At 34.3% G+C, this 15,232-nt stretch carries 17 protein-coding genes; 5 read left to right on the top strand and 12 right to left on the bottom strand.

All coding sequences use genetic code 11. The features are described 5' to 3' along the window. Positions 1–14: 14 nt before the first annotated feature. Entirely contained in the window at positions 15–518 is a 504-nt protein-coding gene (locus P0Y62_03725) for a GNAT family N-acetyltransferase (protein ID WEK70668.1), read from the bottom strand. 56 nt (positions 519–574) lie between these two features. After that, entirely contained in the window at positions 575–1,153 is a 579-nt protein-coding gene (locus P0Y62_03720; protein WEK70667.1) for a Crp/Fnr family transcriptional regulator, read from the bottom strand. A gap of 88 nt (positions 1,154–1,241) precedes the next feature. Between P0Y62_03720 and P0Y62_03715 the strand changes: the two genes are divergently transcribed. Further along, positions 1,242–1,931, top strand: coding sequence for an HAD family hydrolase (locus tag P0Y62_03715; GenBank protein ID WEK70666.1), 690 nt, complete (start codon positions 1,242–1,244; stop codon positions 1,929–1,931). Positions 1,932–1,966: 35 nt separating this feature from the next. Here P0Y62_03715 and P0Y62_03710 read toward each other — a convergent pair whose 3' ends face one another. The 4 genes from P0Y62_03710 to P0Y62_03695 all read right to left on the bottom strand — a co-directional run bounded on the left by P0Y62_03710 (position 1,967) and on the right by P0Y62_03695 (position 6,932). Further along, the gene (locus P0Y62_03710; protein WEK70665.1) at positions 1,967–4,369 is read right to left on the bottom strand and encodes a prolyl oligopeptidase family serine peptidase; all 2,403 of its coding nucleotides are present in this window, start codon (positions 4,367–4,369) and stop codon (positions 1,967–1,969) included. Positions 4,370–4,458: 89 nt separating this feature from the next. Continuing rightward, positions 4,459–4,887, bottom strand: coding sequence for a DoxX family protein (locus tag P0Y62_03705; protein ID WEK70664.1), 429 nt, complete (start codon positions 4,885–4,887; stop codon positions 4,459–4,461). A 68-nt stretch (positions 4,888–4,955) separates the two neighbouring features. Further along, positions 4,956–5,831: a GTPase Era gene (era, locus tag P0Y62_03700; protein ID WEK70663.1), complete on the bottom strand. Its 876-nt coding sequence runs from the start codon at positions 5,829–5,831 to the stop codon at positions 4,956–4,958. Between the two features lie 102 nt (positions 5,832–5,933). Further along, a complete protein-coding gene (locus tag P0Y62_03695; protein ID WEK70662.1) occupies positions 5,934–6,932 on the bottom strand; it encodes a LacI family DNA-binding transcriptional regulator in 999 nt (332 codons plus the stop codon). 309 nt (positions 6,933–7,241) lie between these two features. Between P0Y62_03695 and P0Y62_03690 the strand changes: the two genes are divergently transcribed. Then, a complete protein-coding gene (locus tag P0Y62_03690; protein ID WEK70661.1) occupies positions 7,242–7,808 on the top strand; it encodes a Crp/Fnr family transcriptional regulator in 567 nt (188 codons plus the stop codon). Between the two features lie 100 nt (positions 7,809–7,908). Then, the gene (locus P0Y62_03685) at positions 7,909–8,235 is read left to right on the top strand and encodes a multidrug efflux SMR transporter (protein ID WEK70660.1); all 327 of its coding nucleotides are present in this window, start codon (positions 7,909–7,911) and stop codon (positions 8,233–8,235) included. A 56-nt stretch (positions 8,236–8,291) separates the two neighbouring features. On the opposite strand, the gene P0Y62_03680 is transcribed toward P0Y62_03685, so the two are convergent. The 5 genes from P0Y62_03680 to gpmI all read right to left on the bottom strand — a co-directional run bounded on the left by P0Y62_03680 (position 8,292) and on the right by gpmI (position 13,153). Then, positions 8,292–9,059: a methyltransferase domain-containing protein gene (locus tag P0Y62_03680; protein WEK70659.1), complete on the bottom strand. Its 768-nt coding sequence runs from the start codon at positions 9,057–9,059 to the stop codon at positions 8,292–8,294. After that, entirely contained in the window at positions 9,059–9,868 is an 810-nt protein-coding gene (gene map, locus P0Y62_03675) for a type I methionyl aminopeptidase (GenBank protein WEK70658.1), read from the bottom strand. Before map ends, P0Y62_03680 begins: the two co-directional genes overlap by 1 nt. Positions 9,869–9,969: 101 nt before the next feature. Further along, positions 9,970–10,401, bottom strand: a complete 432-nt coding sequence (locus P0Y62_03670; GenBank protein WEK70657.1) for a hypothetical protein — start codon at positions 10,399–10,401, stop codon at positions 9,970–9,972. A 92-nt stretch (positions 10,402–10,493) separates the two neighbouring features. Continuing rightward, positions 10,494–11,474: an acyl-ACP desaturase gene (locus P0Y62_03665; GenBank protein ID WEK70656.1), complete on the bottom strand. Its 981-nt coding sequence runs from the start codon at positions 11,472–11,474 to the stop codon at positions 10,494–10,496. Positions 11,475–11,611: 137 nt separating this feature from the next. Continuing rightward, on the bottom strand, positions 11,612–13,153 hold the full coding sequence (gpmI, locus tag P0Y62_03660) for a 2,3-bisphosphoglycerate-independent phosphoglycerate mutase (GenBank protein ID WEK70655.1): 1,542 nt from the start codon (positions 13,151–13,153) through the stop codon (positions 11,612–11,614). Positions 13,154–13,348: 195 nt separating this feature from the next. Here gpmI and P0Y62_03655 point away from each other — a divergent pair, with 195 nt between their 5' ends. Together P0Y62_03655 and P0Y62_03650 are read left to right on the top strand one after the other, a co-directional pair. Beyond that, on the top strand, positions 13,349–13,909 hold the full coding sequence (locus tag P0Y62_03655; protein WEK70654.1) for a hypothetical protein: 561 nt from the start codon (positions 13,349–13,351) through the stop codon (positions 13,907–13,909). Positions 13,910–13,988: 79 nt separating this feature from the next. Beyond that, on the top strand, positions 13,989–14,312 hold the full coding sequence (locus P0Y62_03650) for a translation initiation factor (protein WEK70653.1): 324 nt from the start codon (positions 13,989–13,991) through the stop codon (positions 14,310–14,312). 3 nt (positions 14,313–14,315) lie between these two features. Here the strand turns inward: P0Y62_03650 and P0Y62_03645 are convergent, their stop codons facing one another. Beyond that, positions 14,316–15,215, bottom strand: coding sequence for a leucine-rich repeat domain-containing protein (locus P0Y62_03645; GenBank protein ID WEK70652.1), 900 nt, complete (start codon positions 15,213–15,215; stop codon positions 14,316–14,318). Positions 15,216–15,232: the final 17 nt, after the last annotated feature.

Below are 15,232 nucleotides of genomic sequence, written 5' to 3'. Positions count from 1 at the left end.
GAGTTTTTATATTTTTATGTAATTCTCTTTCCCAAAATCACTAAAGTTCTGTCTATACCATCCAATACGGCTACATCAGGAAGTATTCCCCAATCTTCAAACCCAAAATACCGGAACAATTTTAAACTAGGCTCGTTATGAAGGAAAATAAAACCTAATAACGTTTTAATACCCAGTTTCCCCGCGTTGTCAATGCAATACTGAAGAACTTTCTTTCCAAAGCCTTTTCCTCTGCTGCTTTCATCCATATAAATGCTCATTTCAACAGTTCCGTTATAAGCAGGTCTCCCATAAAATGAAGAAAAACTTACCCAGCCAATAATATTATGTTGTTGGTCTTCAATCATCCAAAGCGGCCTTGTTTGCGGATTATGTTCCCCAAACCATTTCAGTCTGCTTTCTACAGATATTTCTTCTGTATCTGCAGTTACCATTCTGGATGCAATCGTTGAATTATAAATTTCAACGATTTTGGGTAAATCTTCAATAGCCGCATTCCTGAATGTTAATTCTTCCATTTTATCAATATCCTTTTTGCAAAGATACATGAAGATTTGAGTTCTATTGCAGCCAATTATTCATCGCGGTCTTTCTCTTTTAATTCCTTAAAAGCCCTGTTTAAGCTTCTTACTGTGATTCCCAGATAAGCCGCCATATCTTCTTTTGAAATTTTCATTTCTTTAGACTTTACTTCAAGAAGCTGAGACAAAGTGTGTTCTGTGGTATGCAACTGCTGGTAAGAAGCTCTGCTTGAGGTATTGAAGATACGGTCTGCAAACACATCAAGTAATAAGTTATTCAGCGTCAGATCATTTTTAATTAAAGACTGAAAATATGGAATTGTCATAGAATAGACGGTAACTTCTGTAATGGCTTCAATGCTACAAAGACAAGGAACGTTTTTAATAACCTCTATTTCACCAATAATTTCCCCTTTCCCTAAAAATTCAACAATATATTCTTTATCATTCTCTTCAACGAAATAACATTTCGTAATTCCACTTTTAATAAGCATTATTTTAGTGGAGACTTCATTTTGTGTTAAGATCTTTTCTCCTTTTTCAAAAGATTTTAATACAATATTATCTTTATGATCCTGATTTTCATAAAGCTTTTCTAAGTAATCTAAAAATGGTTGATTCGTACGTAACATATTTTACCGGGGACAAATGTCCTTTTCTGTTTTGTTTTTTATACTGATTTTTGTGAGCGAAAATTACAAAAACTAAAGTAAACTAAATATGAATAATGAAATAACTACTATTGCTTTTGATGCAGATGATACTCTTTGGATCAACGAGCCCTATTTTCAGGAGGCTGAAAAGGAGTTTTGTATGTTGCTGGAAGATTATCTTCCTCAGCATTCTGTTTCCCAGGAATTATTAAAAACGGAAATGAAAAATCTCCATTTATATGGTTATGGCATAAAAGGATTTATGCTGTGCATGATTGAAACGGTAGACAAGGTTTCCAATGGTACTGCCTCTTTACCATTGATTAATAAAACGATTGAAATTGGTCATGATCTTCTTCAAAAACCGATTGTGCTTTTAGACGGAGTTAATGAGACTTTAGAACATTTAAAAGGAAAATACAGACTGGTCGTTGCTACAAAAGGAGATTTACTGGATCAGGAACGTAAATTAAAAAAATCAGGATTACATGACTATTTTCATCATATTGAAATCATGAGTGATAAAAAAGAAAGTGATTATCAGAAACTTTTAAGACATCTGGATTGTAAACCTGAACATTTTTTAATGTTAGGAAACTCTATTAAATCGGATATTTTACCTGTTTTAGAGATTGGGGGTTTTGCCGCTCATATTCCATATCATGTAACATGGACGCATGAACAACATGATCTTAAAATAGAACATCCCCATTTTATGGAATTGGAGAATATTAATGGCATTTTGGATTATTTATAAAAAAACTCGTTCATAAAGAACGAGTTTTTTATGGATTATTTTTTCAGACATTTCTCTAAGAACTGATCCTGTTCCCAAAGCAAATGTAAAATATTCTCTTTGGCTGCATAGCCGTGAGCTTCTTTTGGAAGAAGAACCATCTTTACAGGAGCTCCAAGATTTTTCAGTGCCTGGAAATATCTTTCTGTCTGTAAAGTAAATGTTCCCGGATTGTTATCTGCATCACCATGAACCAATAGCAATGGTGTTTTCATTTTATCCGCATTCATAAATGGAGACATAGTGTTGTAAATTTCAGGAATATCCCAGTAATTTCTCTGTTCGCTTTGAAACCCAAATGGAGTCAGAGTTCTGTTGTAGGCTCCACTTCTTGCAATTCCGCAGGCATAGTCTTTAGAATGAGTTAAAAGGTTCGCGGTCATGAATGCTCCATAAGAATGTCCTCCTACAGCTACTTTATTCCTGTCAATATAGCCCAATTTATCTACTGCATCTATGGCTGCTCTTCCATTCGCTACCAATTGAGGAATAAAAGTGTCATTAGGTTCCGTTTTTCCTTCTCCGATAATCGGGAAAGCGGCATCATCCAATACAGCATATCCTTTTGTTGTCCAATATACAAACGAACCGTAATACGGGAAAGTAAAGTCATTCGGGTTTTGCGTACTTTGTCCTGCTGTATTTTTATCTTTATATTCTGTAGGATACGCCCAGATCAAAAGAGGTAGCTTTTCTTTTTTAGCTTTTCTGTCATAATTTGCAGGCAGATAAAGCGTCCCGGAAAGGGTTACTCCGTCATTTCTCTTATAGGTAATTACCTCTTTATATACGTCTTTTATACTTTCAAAAGGATTTGCAAAGCTGGTAACCGATTCTGTTTTATTTGATTTTATATTCCGTTTAAAATAGTTCGGATATTGACTTGCGGATTGTTGTATTGTAAGAATTTCACCTTTGGACGGGTTTAGAATATCAATGATTTCTTCTTTTTCATTCTTCAGGTTAGAAGTATACAATCTTTTTTTCTTCAGCGTTTTAATATCCATTTCGTCAATGAAAGGATGCTGTCCGTCTTTTGTGAATCCGGCTCCGATTAAATACGCTTTACCGCCTTTTAGATCCAGCACTGTTCTTCCGAATTGATTTTTGGTGGTATTGAAATTTCCCGGATCGCTGTAAACATCCTGATAATTTCGGTCATCAATCACTTTAGATTCATTTGTATTAAGATCTATCAGAAAGGACTTTGTATTTCTTGTGTCATACCATGATTCATGCACAATGGCATAATGATCATTCGTCCAACTTACATCTTCATATCGCTGCTTTGTCTTGAAGAAAGACTTCGGAGCGGCCGTAAACGGAGCTTCCCAAGTGAAAATTTCATCTCTGTATTCAGCTGCTTTTGACTGATCTCCTCCATCCAAAGCTTCTGTATAAACCAAAGTTGCAGGCATATCACTTCTCCATCCCATATCTCTTTTCCCGGTTCTTACTGAAGAAAAACCTTTGGGCATAATTTCATTCAATGGAGTTTCGTTGACTTTTTTTATCAGATTTCCATTCAGATCATATACAGTTGTTGTCATTGGAAACCTGCTCAAAGGAACGATATAAGAGAATGGTTTTTGAATCGTTGTTGCCATCAAATAGCTTCCATCCGGAGAAAAGCTCAATCCCGCAAACATATCCTTTTCTTTTACCTTCTTTAAGCTTCCATTGAGATCAACTTTGTAAACGTCTGAAGTTGTAAGTATTTCGAAATTCTTTTCATCCTGAGGATTTTTCAAAAGATCCTGATAGGTTCTGTTCTGAGAAACTTTTCCATCTGAAGTAGAAACAATAGGACCGGTCGGAAGGTCTTTGCTTGAATCAATTAAAGCCTCCCTGTTTTGGGGTAATATTTTGATCAATAGATTCTGGGAGTCCTTATACCAAACATAAGGTGAGCCTAAATTAGCATTTAAATTATCCGAAGTGATTTTCTTTGCAGTAGCTGTTTCCAGATCCACAATCCAAAGCTCTACCCCTTTGCTGGTTGTATTGGTAAAGGCAAATTTCTTTTCATCCGGAGAGAAAGAAGTATAGGCAATTTTAGCGTTGGAAGGCAGGTTCTTTACCTGAACTTCATTTTTCTCAGCTGTTTTTCTTACCTTAAGGTTATTCAGATAGGTAATACTGCTTGAAATATTGGTGACAGGATTAATTCTCAGTCCTCCCAGTTTCATTTCCTGCTGGCTCAGATCTTCAAGGGTTTTATAAGTCGGACGGTAGGTGAAAACAATCCAGTCTTTTTTGCTGTTCATTAAAACACTTGGTGGTCTTTCATAATCAGCCAGTTTTAAAATTTCCGGTGAAGGTTTTTGGTAGGTGATACTTTCCTGCGCGTTATAGAAATTAAGAAACGCAAGAAGACAGATTGTTAGCTTTATCTTCATTATAATTTCATTTTTTACGAATTTAATGAATTTAATGACATAAAAAAAGCAAGAAAAATTTCCTGCTTCTCTTATTTTATATCAAAAGACTACCAATCTGAAGATCTTTTTCTTTTTTCAATCATATAATCTACGGAGATTTTGCCAGCTCCAAAGGAAACAATCAATAAATAGACAGACAGGTAGAGTAAGCTTAATTCTCTTTTTTCAAACAGATCCGCTCCATGTACTACAAAAGCTGCAATGGCCATTGTAAAAATTAAAAAACCTGTTGCCACTCTTGTAAAAAGTCCTAGGATTAAAAGAATAGAACATACAAACTCTGCAAATACGGTTAAGATCAATGAAATCTTGGGTCCGAGTCCTATGAAGTCAAAAAACTTTATTTCACCACCTTCCAACAACTGCTGAAGTTTGGGAAAACCATGAGATAACATTGCAAAACCGATAAATATTCTTACCACTAATAAAACTAAGTCTACATAGACAGGAGTCGTTTTCGAGTTTGAGTAGCTCATTCAATATTAATTTAAACTTAAAGATAATAAAAATCTTCTAATCTAACGATGAATATTGAATTTTTAGTCTATCTGTATCCGAAGTTTTTTAGATCTCTGTCATTTTTTCGCCAATCTTTTTTCACTTTTACAAAAAGGTTCAAATGAATTTTTTTAGCAAAGAACTTTTCAAGATCCAGCCTGGCTTCTGTTCCTACTTTTTTAATAGCTTCTCCTTTATGTCCGATGATAATTCCTTTCTGGGTATCTCTTTCTACATAAATAATAGAATCGATGAAGATAATCCCTTCCTTTTCCTTGAACATTTCGGTTACCACTTCTACAGAATAAGGAATTTCTTTTTCATAATTCAAAAGAATTTTCTCTCTGATAGCCTCGTTTACGAAGAAACGTTCCGGTTTGTCCGTGTACATGTCTTTATCATAGTACGCAGGATTTTCCGGCAGCATTGATTTTAATTTAGGAAGAATAACATCCGTGTTGAAGGCATTAAGCGCAGAAATAGGCAGAATTTCAGCTTTAGGAATTCTTTCATGCCAGTCTGAAACCAGTTTTTCCAATCCTTCCTGATTGGTCTGATCTACTTTATTTAATAATAATAGAACCGGCACCGGAATTTTATTTAATTTATCAATTAAAAACTCCGAAGGTTCTGCTTTATCGGTTACATCTACAATAAAAAGAAAAACATCTGCATCCTGTAAAGAATCTTTCACAAAATCCATCATTTTTTCCTGCAGTCCATATTTAGGATCCAACACTCCGGGAGTATCCGAGAATACGATCTGAAGGTCTTCTTCGTTATAAATTCCAAAAATTCTGTGACGTGTTGTCTGAGCCTTTTGAGTAACAATTGCCAGCTTCTCTCCCATCAACTGATTGAGCAAAGTCGATTTTCCGGCATTTGGCTTTCCAACTATATTTACAAATCCTGCTTTGTGCATAAAAATTATATTACGGACTGCAAAGTTACTAAAACAAAATCGTCTTTCCCGATTAATAGAAAACTTCTCTGCAAAAACTGTTAAAAGAATCCGATGAGTATTCTATTTCACCGAATCTTTATGAATAAGTTTGGCTTTAAAGGTAACTCGTTCACTATCCTTTTTATAACAGGTGATTTCATCATCAATCAGTTTTATGATCGTTTTTGCCATGTCTTTTAATGGCTGCTTCACATACGTAAGCTCAATCGGGAAAAGTTCATAGGCTTCTGCTTCATCAAAGGTAATCATCGAAAGATCTTCAGGAACTTTGATGTTATGTTTAATGAAATAGCTCATTCCCGCGATTCCAAGCTTGTTACTTGTAAAATAAACGGCTGTTCGCTTAGAAAGATCAAGCTGTTGCTCAAGCGCGTTATGGATCTCTTCTTTCCTGTTTTCCATGCCTACCAAAACCTTTTTGTAGCTGATTCCGCTTTCAGGAAAATGTTTTTCAAAACCATATTGCCTGTCCAAAAGATGGGGAACTTCTGTATTGTATCCTACATAGAGGATTTCTTCAAAATTTTTAGCTTTCAGAAAATCAAAAACCTGTTCCGAAACTTCAAAGTTATTGACCAAAACACCCGGCAAATGAATGTCTTTAAGGTAACGGTCAATCGTAACCACCGGATATTCATCTTTAATAAGCTTTTTCAGGGTGTCATTTGAGTCTATAATCGGAGCTACAATCATTCCGTCAACCTGATGTTCTGCAAAAAGCTCAGTTAATTGTTTGAATTTTTCAGGATTTTCATCTGAACTTCCGATAAGAAGCGTGTATCCTAATTTTATGGCTTCATCTTCGATACAACGGGCCATCGTAGAATAAAATCCATTTGAAATATCTGCTAAAATGAGTCCTATCAGTTTGCTTCGGCTCATTTTTAAGCTTTTAGCGATCTTATTAGGAACATAATTGATAGAATCTGCAATTTCTAAGATTTTTTCTTTAGTTTGCTGACTTATTCTACTTCCTTCTTTTTTGTTAAGGACATAAGAAACTGTTGCAACGGAAACACCCGCGATTCTTGCGATATCTTTTATGGAAGCTCTTTTCATTATATAGTTTAAGGAAAAACAAAAATATTCGATTAAATCATTAATAAACAATAGGTATTTTCTTTGAGGATTTTAAAAATAATTGTACTTTCGCGGATTTTTTCAAAACCTTTACCAAACAATTAAATACCTCATAAACACCTATTTACAAATATAATAAAAAATCATTATTTTGATAATAAGCTAGAAAGCGATATTTCTATTTTTAAAATGTCTAATTTGCCTTAAACGTTTATCTCTAATTATTGTAAATATTTTTTTTAATTCTTTTTAAAAACTAATACTTTTGATGTCATTGAAGTTCTTATTATGAATATTGATGAAATCATAAACAACATCTACCCTCTTCCGGATTCTTCCCGTGAAAATTTAAAAAAGCATATTACGGAAGTTTCCCACCCCAAAGGAAGCTGTTTAATGGAAGCTCAAAAAGTTGTTCCTTTTATTTATTTTGTAAAAAAAGGTATTGTAAGAGCTTATGCATCTACCGAAGATAATGATGATATTACTTTTTGGTTCGGAAGTGAAGGAGAAACTGTCATTTCGATGAAAAGCTACGTGGAAGATAAGCCGGGATATGAAAATATAGAATCATTGGAGGATTGTGATTTATATAAGCTTGAAACGATACATTTGAGAGAGTTATATAATCAGGATATTAATATTGCCAACTGGGGAAGAAGATTTGCTGAAAAAGAACTTGTAAAAACGGAAGAATTAATTATTTCCAGGCAATTTAAAACGGCATTAGAGCGTTACAAAGATCTTATGAGGGATAAACCCCACCTTTTGAAACGTGTTCAACTTGGTCATATTGCTTCTTATCTTGGAATTACACAAGTAAGCTTAAGCCGGATTCGGGCTGAAATCAAATAACTTTTTCATACATCTAACTTAAAACTTATTTCATTTTTTAACAAATGTAAAATTTGGACTCTAATAAAATCCTGAACTTTGCCACAGAAATTAATGAAAAATGAATTGGATTATCTTAATTATCGCAGGATTATTTGAAGTTGCATTTGCATCATGTTTAGGAAAAGTAAAAGAAACGACAGGAACTCCTATGTATCTTTGGTTTACAGGTTTTCTGATCACTATGACCATCAGTATGGTATTGTTGATTAAAGCTACACAAACGCTACCTATTGGAACGGCATATGCTGTATGGACCGGAATCGGTGCTGTAGGAACAGCATTAATGGGAATTTTCTTTTTTAAAGACCCGGTAAGCTTCTGGAGAATTTTCTTTATTGTTACCTTAATTGGTTCTGTAGTTGGATTAAAGGCTGTTTCTCATTAATAATAATTAAACTTTAAATCATAAAAAATCGGCTTCAGAATCTGAAGCCGATTTTGTTATTTTTTCAAAACAATGGGTAAGATTTCATTGTGTCTTAACCCATATTTTTTAATTTCTTCTTCCGAAAATTTCTGAGAATAAAAGTTAGGTTCTGTCTCAAACCCTGCTTTTTGCAAACGCTCAAAATAATCCATTCCGTACCAACGAACATGATCGTATTGTCCGAAATGCTTCTGACGTTCTTTAGGATCTTTTATGGAGAAATCCTCATAGGTTTTTTCTAAAGAATTCTTCATCGGAACCTGTAAAATTCCCCATCCTCCCGGTCTTAAGACTCTGTACAGTTCACTCATCGCTTTTGCATCATCTTCAATATGTTCGAGAACATGGTTACAGAAAATAATATCAAAGCTTTCATCAGCAAAAGGAAGATCCAGAATATCTGCTTTTACATCTACAATCGGAGAAAATAAATCTGCAGAAATATAATCCAGATTGGTCATTCTCTTGAATTTTCTTAAAAATTCCTGCTCAGGAGCAATATGTAAAACTTTATAGTTTTTAGTAAAAAAATCTGTTTCGTTCTGAAGATAAAGCCACATCTGGCGGTGTCTTTCTAGACTTAAAGTTCCGGGAGACAATGCATTTTCACGCTGTTTTCCATATCCGTAAGGAAGAAACTTGCGATAAGATTTACCATCAATAGGATCATAAAACTTGTTTCCTTTAAAAAACTGATAAATAAGCGGACGTGCCCAGATACTCATTTTAATAAGCAAGGGACGCGGAATTTTATTTAATAAAAGCTTCGTTACTTTTTTCATTAAAAATCCAGTTGGAATGGCTTTTCTTCATCACTTACAATTCCTAGAGCATCATAAATATACTGGAATGTAGAAAGCAATACAGGTTTTCCGTTAATGACCGCTATATCGTGTTCAAAATGAGCAGAAGGCTGATTGTCCAATGTTGTTACCGTCCAGCCATCATTATGGAATTTTACTTTTTCTGTTCCAAGATTGATCATCGGTTCAATTGCAATAGTTAAACCATCTTTAATCACTTTTCCGCTTCCCTGTCTTCCATAATTGGGAACCTGAGGATCTTCGTGCATCTGTCTTCCCACTCCATGACCAACAAGCTCTCTCACTACTCCATAGCCTTCTTTTTCACAATGTGCCTGAATGGCATGGGAAATATCTCCAATTCTTTTTCCTCTGATACATTGTTCGATTCCTTTATAAAGGGATTCTTTAGCTACCTTAAGTAGTTTTTTCGTTTCCGGTTTTACTTCACCGATCTCAAAAGTATAAGCGTGATCTCCTACGAAACCATTTAAAATAGCCCCACAATCAACAGACAGGACATCTCCTTCTTTAATTTCTTCTTTGCTTGGAAAACCATGAACCACCTGTTCGTTTGGTGAAATACACAATGAATAAGGGAAACCTCCATATCCTAAGAATGCAGGTTCTGCCCCATGGTCTTTAATAAAATCGTGAGCTAATTTATCTAAATACAAAGTGGTAATTCCCGGTTTGATTTCTTTAGCCAACATTCCTAATGTTCTTGAAACCAACTGAGCACTCTGTTTCATAAGACGTAATTCGTCTATTGTTTTTAATTGAATCATGTTCTAATTTATAAATGTAATAATATAACAGTGTATCAGTGTTTCATACATACTGATTGGTAGATTGTTATATTGGTAAATTGCTACATTATTTTTTATTTCTACCAGAATAATCCTTTTTTCTTTTCTTTCTTTAGTTTTGAATAGGCTAAAACTTCTTTACCATCTACACGAAACTCTATTCTTTCTTGAATAATGTTATAGATCTCTCCCCATCCCGGAAAACCACCGATATTTCTGTCATCAATAAACCAGTCTGCATCCAATTTTCTGGACTGTGTTTGAGGATCAAAAACCTCTCCTTCAAAGCTGGAGTTGACAGCATAAAATTCGATTCCGTTTTTCCTGCAGAATTCTACAGCCTCGTCCAAAGTTTTTCCGTGTCTGTAGGTCCACAAAATAAGTCTGTACCCTTCAGCCTGAAGCTTTTTTAGCGTTTCAAAAGCAAAAATTTTCGGTTTTCCAATGGCCGGATATGCATCATCTACAATAGTTCCGTCAAAATCAACCGCAATTTTCTTATTATTCATCATTTCGATTATGATTTAGATTGGCAAAGATAAGAAATAAAAAGAGTGCTAAAAATACTTAGCACTCCTAACTTTATAATTTAATGAATATAGAACTAACTTTTCACCCAGTTGAACTGGAATTGTAAATCAGGTGTTGAGATTCTGTCTGTAATTTTCTGAAGTCTTGAAGGAAGTTTCATTAAGTACTCCTGAGCTTTTTCAGCTTTTTCATTAAGACCTTTTACATGTTCAATCTTCCATTCATCCAACAAATCTTTCAAAATATTGATATAATCCTGTCCGGTATATACCATGCATCTTTGAGCAGCATCAGAAAAATGTCCCCAAAGCTCACCGGCTTTCTGACCGGATTGTCTCATCATGTGAGCAGGCATTACGATTTTTTTACGCATCATGTCTTCAAATGCCAAGATCATTTCAGACGGATCGATTTCTAAAATTTTTGTCACAAAATGCTTATATGCTTTAGCATGTCTTGCTTCATCTGCCGCAATAACGCCACACATCTTAGCTAATTTCCCGTTCCCGGACTGTTTTGCCAGTGTACCTACTCTTCTGTGGGAAATATTGGTTGCTGTTTCCTGAAAACTTGTATACACAAAGTTTCTATAAGGATCCATGCTTGTTCCTAAATCGAAACCGTCATTGATTAAATATTGAGTCGTAACTTCTACTTCTCTCATATTTACTCTTCCACACAGATATAAATATTTACTTAACAGATCTCCGTGTCTATTTTCTTCAGCCGTCCAAGCTCTTATCCAGCTTGCCCATCCTACCTGCTTCTCTTCCTGATCAATTCCGTCTACTCCCATTAACCAAGATTCGTAAGAAGGCAAAGCTTCTTCTGTAATACAGTCACCAATTAATGTTACGAATAAATCGTAAGGCATTTCACGGGCAAAAGTCTGAATTTCTTCTAAGTCGTGCTTAAAATCTTCACTTGAAGGATCAGGAAGATAATCTGAGGGTTGCCAAATTTTTTCAATCGGCGTTAAAAATTTATCCAGAAAAGAACCAACTTCCTTTCCCAAAATTCCCATGACTTCTTTCCTTACAAGCGTTTGATACATTATTTGAATTTAAATTTAATTTACAAAGATATAATATTATTTATTATTTAAGACATAATATTATGTTAACTCTTTCTGATTTTAATCATAAAAAATGCCATTATTAAAGTAATAACGGCATTTTTTTAACAATATTATTAGCTTACTAAAATATCTCCTGTCATTGTTTCAGGAGCTTCTATTCCCATTACTTTTAAAATAGTAGGAGCAACATCTCCTAGTTTTCCTGGCTTCAGATTCCATGTATGATCTTTATCCATCACAATAAAAGGAACCAGATTGGTAGAATGCTGTGTATTCGGTGTTCCATCCGGATTGATCATTACATCAGAATTTCCGTGGTCTGCCAAAATGAAAACTGCATAACCATGCTCGTAAGCTGTTGTAGCTACTTTTTCGATACAAGAATCTACAACTTCTGCTGCTTTTACTGCTGCTGAAAAAACACCTGTATGACCTACCATATCAGTGTTCGCAAAGTTAAGACATATAAAATCTGCAGTCTCATTTTCCAGTTCGGGAATGATTGCATTGGTAATATCATAAGCAGACATTTCAGGTTTCAGATCATAAGTAGGAACATCTTTTGGACTTGGGCAAAGCAGTCTTCTTTCGCCAACAAATTCTTCTTCACGACCTCCTGAAAAGAAAAAGGTAACGTGAGGATATTTCTCCGTTTCAGCAATTCTGATCTGTGTTTTATGATTTCTTTCCAACACTTCTCCCATAGTCTCATGCAATACTTCTTCATCGAAAACAACATGAACATTCTGGAAAGTCTTATCGTAATTGGTTAGCGTAATATAATAAAGGTTAAGTTTTCTCATGAAATATTCCGGGAAATCTTTCTGAGAAAGCACTTCTGTAATTTCACGACCTCTGTCTGTACGGAAATTGAAACAGATTACCACATCATTATCAATAATTTTAGCAACCGGAACTACATTTCCTGTTTCGGTTGTATTGACCAGAATAATGGGTTTGATGAACTCATCCGTCACATTATTATCATACGATTTCTGAATCGAAGCCAAAGCGTCTGTAGATTGTTCTCCAATTCCTTCTACCAATGCATCATAAGCTAGCTTTACACGCTCCCATCTTTTATCTCTGTCCATCGCATAATATCTTCCGACAATGGTTGCCAGTTTTCCCGTAGTAGACTCCATGTGGTTCTGAAGTTCTTCGATAAAACCTTTTCCGGAATGCGGATCGCAGTCACGTCCGTCTGTAAGCGCGTGCACGAAGACATTTTCATTTAGCCCAGATTCATGCGCTGCTGTTAAAAGACCTTTAAGGTGATTGATATGTGAATGTACTCCTCCATTGGAAACCAATCCGATAAAGTGTACTTTTTTGTTCTCTTTTTTGGCATATTCAAAGGCATCCTGAATAACTTTTTCCTGTCCCAGAGTTCCGTTTTCAACCGCCATATTCAGCTTTACCAGGTTTTGATAAACCACTCTTCCTGCTCCCAGGTTCATGTGACCTACCTCTGAATTCCCCATTTGTCCAGCCGGTAAACCTACCGCCAAACCACTCGCTTCAAGCGTAGTATGAGGATAGTTTTTAAGACAGTTATCTATAAATGGTGTGTTTGCTTTATCTAGTGCTGAAACGTCCGGATTCATTCCCAATCCCCATCCGTCAAGAATGGCCAATATTGCTTTTTTTGACATTATGTAAACTTTTGTACTACAAATTTATTTATTTTGAAATGAATGAAAGAATTGACAGGCTTAAATTTTATTTAAAATAGTAATCTTTGTATGTATCGTAACAAAAGAAAAATTTGAGGTTTGAAAATTCCAGTTAAAATTTAAAAAAATCAGTAATTTCATCTATTTGGAATTGATAATAACTATTTTGGTCCTATGAAAATTATTAATAATAAATATCAAAACCTGTTTAAAGTCTATGAAATTCTCTTGAAGAAAAATGTAATTGACATTAAATCTATAATAGACTGGGCGGATAAAGTTATTGATTCTCCCAATGGACTTGATCATGATATCATTGAATTAGCAACAGGCTCAAGAAATATAAGTGACGTGATCTCAATTTTAAACTGCAATGCTCAAAACTTTAATATTGAAGTCGTTTCAAGAGCTGTAATTGGTATACTTTCAAATCTTTTGGAAACAGAAAATGTAAACATGCGCAAGGTTTCATTAATAATTAATGAAATTACTTACTATAAAGGATTGACAGATTTAGAAAATACATTTTTGTATGGTTATGGAGACTTTTATGATTTGGCTCTTCAAAAAATTTATGGAGATTTAGAATTAATTAGTAAAGAAATAAAAGAGTTTATATCTTTTTATAAAGGGTTTCATCTTGAAAACTATGAAGATTGGGAGCAAATTAATAAAAATGTAAAAGAAGGACTTCCTGAAAACTTGGAATTATTAAAAGTTAAATACTATTCATAAACTTTGAGAATAAAGTTTACGTAAGATTAAAACCTATCTGCCTGTCTTTTCTTTCTTGGAATTTTATTAATTTTGTTTCATGGATTTAAGAGATCAATTGAAGAACCTTTTTCCTGATCATGATGAGCAGGATTTTGAGATGCCTGAAGAGCAGTTCAAGCAGAAAGAACCCTTGGTATGCAAGTTTGAGAAGAAAGGCAGAAACGGTAAACCTGTAACGATTGTTGAAGGTTGGGAAGGAAGCGAAGAAGAACTGAAAAACATCTCAAAAAAAATAAAAACCACACTTGGAATAGGTGGTTCTGAAAAGGACGGAACGATTATTATTCAAGGTGACAATCGTGATAAAATAATGAATATCCTTAAGGAGATGGGATATAAAACTAAAAGAGTCGGCGGGTAAATTCTAGAAATAAATTTGGGTTTCCGGCATCATGGCTTTTAGTTTTTCAATGGTTGCTTTTTCCATTGGATTGCCCGTTAATATTAATGTTTTAAGGTTTTTCAATTGTGAAAATTCAGTTGGAAGATCTTTTAGACTATTATTGGCTAGATTCATACTGACTACATTTTTCAGACCTTTTACTTGAGGTGAAATTTCTTTGATGTTATTCTGACTTACATTTAAAAATTCCAGATTTTTTGCTTTAAATAGATCATCCGGAAGTTTGGATATTGAATTTTGCTGTAATTCTAAATATTTTAATTGCTTGGGAAATTCTAGTTTCCCTAAATCTTTGATCTGATTGGAGGCCAGATTCAATGATTTTAAATTTTTAATTTTATCTAAATCTTTAGCAATAAAACTGATCTGATTTCCCTGTAAATTAATTTCCTCCAAACTCGGGATTTTTAATAATGCTTCAGGAAATACGTTCAGATTATTGGCGTCAAGATGGACCACTTTCAGTTTCTGAAGTTTTGCCAGATTTGGATTAATGCTTGTCAGTTCATTTAAATTGATCGAAAAGCTTTCCAATTTCTGAAGTTCCGCAATTTCATTAGGAATGAATTTAATGCTGTTTTCATTCAGATTTAAAATAGTGAGTTCTTTTAGTGTAAAAATAGACTCATCCATTTTCTCAAATTTATTTTCCATCAAATTCAGAAAAAAAATTGATGGTAGCTGTTGAATTTCAGTTGGAAGATTAAACATTGTTTTTCCTCTCAAACTTATGCTGTAAACAGTCTGTCCGCTTTTCAAGGCGTCTTCTACACTCGTATAGGTAGGATATTTCACCGGATCTATCTGAGCTTTTGCCTGTGAAAGCATAATTATAAAAAAAGTGAAAAAGATTTTTTTCATACTTATAAAAAAGCCAC

This window comes from Candidatus Chryseobacterium colombiense, from assembly GCA_029203185.1.
GTDB classification, from domain to species: Bacteria; Bacteroidota; Bacteroidia; order Flavobacteriales; family Weeksellaceae; genus Chryseobacterium; species Chryseobacterium colombiense.
Note: the sequence above shows the minus strand (reverse complement) of the source record. Positions and strands in the feature narration are given on the sequence as shown.

Coding starts and splice junctions, on each gene's coding strand:
- P0Y62_03725 (WEK70668.1), bottom strand. CDS start 518: ATGGAAGAATTAACATTCAGGAATGCGGCTATTGAAGATTTACCCAAA.
- P0Y62_03665 (WEK70656.1), bottom strand. CDS start 11,474: ATGTATCAAACGCTTGTAAGGAAAGAAGTCATGGGAATTTTGGGAAAG.
- P0Y62_03645 (WEK70652.1), bottom strand. CDS start 15,215: ATGAAAAAAATCTTTTTCACTTTTTTTATAATTATGCTTTCACAGGCA.
- P0Y62_03670 (WEK70657.1), bottom strand. CDS start 10,401: ATGATGAATAATAAGAAAATTGCGGTTGATTTTGACGGAACTATTGTA.
- era (WEK70663.1), bottom strand. CDS start 5,831: ATGCACAAAGCAGGATTTGTAAATATAGTTGGAAAGCCAAATGCCGGA.
- P0Y62_03685 (WEK70660.1), top strand. CDS start 7,909: ATGAATTGGATTATCTTAATTATCGCAGGATTATTTGAAGTTGCATTT.
- P0Y62_03695 (WEK70662.1), bottom strand. CDS start 6,932: ATGAAAAGAGCTTCCATAAAAGATATCGCAAGAATCGCGGGTGTTTCC.
- gpmI (WEK70655.1), bottom strand. CDS start 13,153: ATGTCAAAAAAAGCAATATTGGCCATTCTTGACGGATGGGGATTGGGA.
- P0Y62_03705 (WEK70664.1), bottom strand. CDS start 4,887: ATGAGCTACTCAAACTCGAAAACGACTCCTGTCTATGTAGACTTAGTT.
- P0Y62_03715 (WEK70666.1), top strand. CDS start 1,242: ATGAATAATGAAATAACTACTATTGCTTTTGATGCAGATGATACTCTT.
- P0Y62_03720 (WEK70667.1), bottom strand. CDS start 1,153: ATGTTACGTACGAATCAACCATTTTTAGATTACTTAGAAAAGCTTTAT.
- P0Y62_03650 (WEK70653.1), top strand. CDS start 13,989: ATGGATTTAAGAGATCAATTGAAGAACCTTTTTCCTGATCATGATGAG.
- map (WEK70658.1), bottom strand. CDS start 9,868: ATGATTCAATTAAAAACAATAGACGAATTACGTCTTATGAAACAGAGT.
- P0Y62_03655 (WEK70654.1), top strand. CDS start 13,349: ATGAAAATTATTAATAATAAATATCAAAACCTGTTTAAAGTCTATGAA.
- P0Y62_03690 (WEK70661.1), top strand. CDS start 7,242: ATGAATATTGATGAAATCATAAACAACATCTACCCTCTTCCGGATTCT.
- P0Y62_03710 (WEK70665.1), bottom strand. CDS start 4,369: ATGAAGATAAAGCTAACAATCTGTCTTCTTGCGTTTCTTAATTTCTAT.
- P0Y62_03680 (WEK70659.1), bottom strand. CDS start 9,059: ATGAAAAAAGTAACGAAGCTTTTATTAAATAAAATTCCGCGTCCCTTG.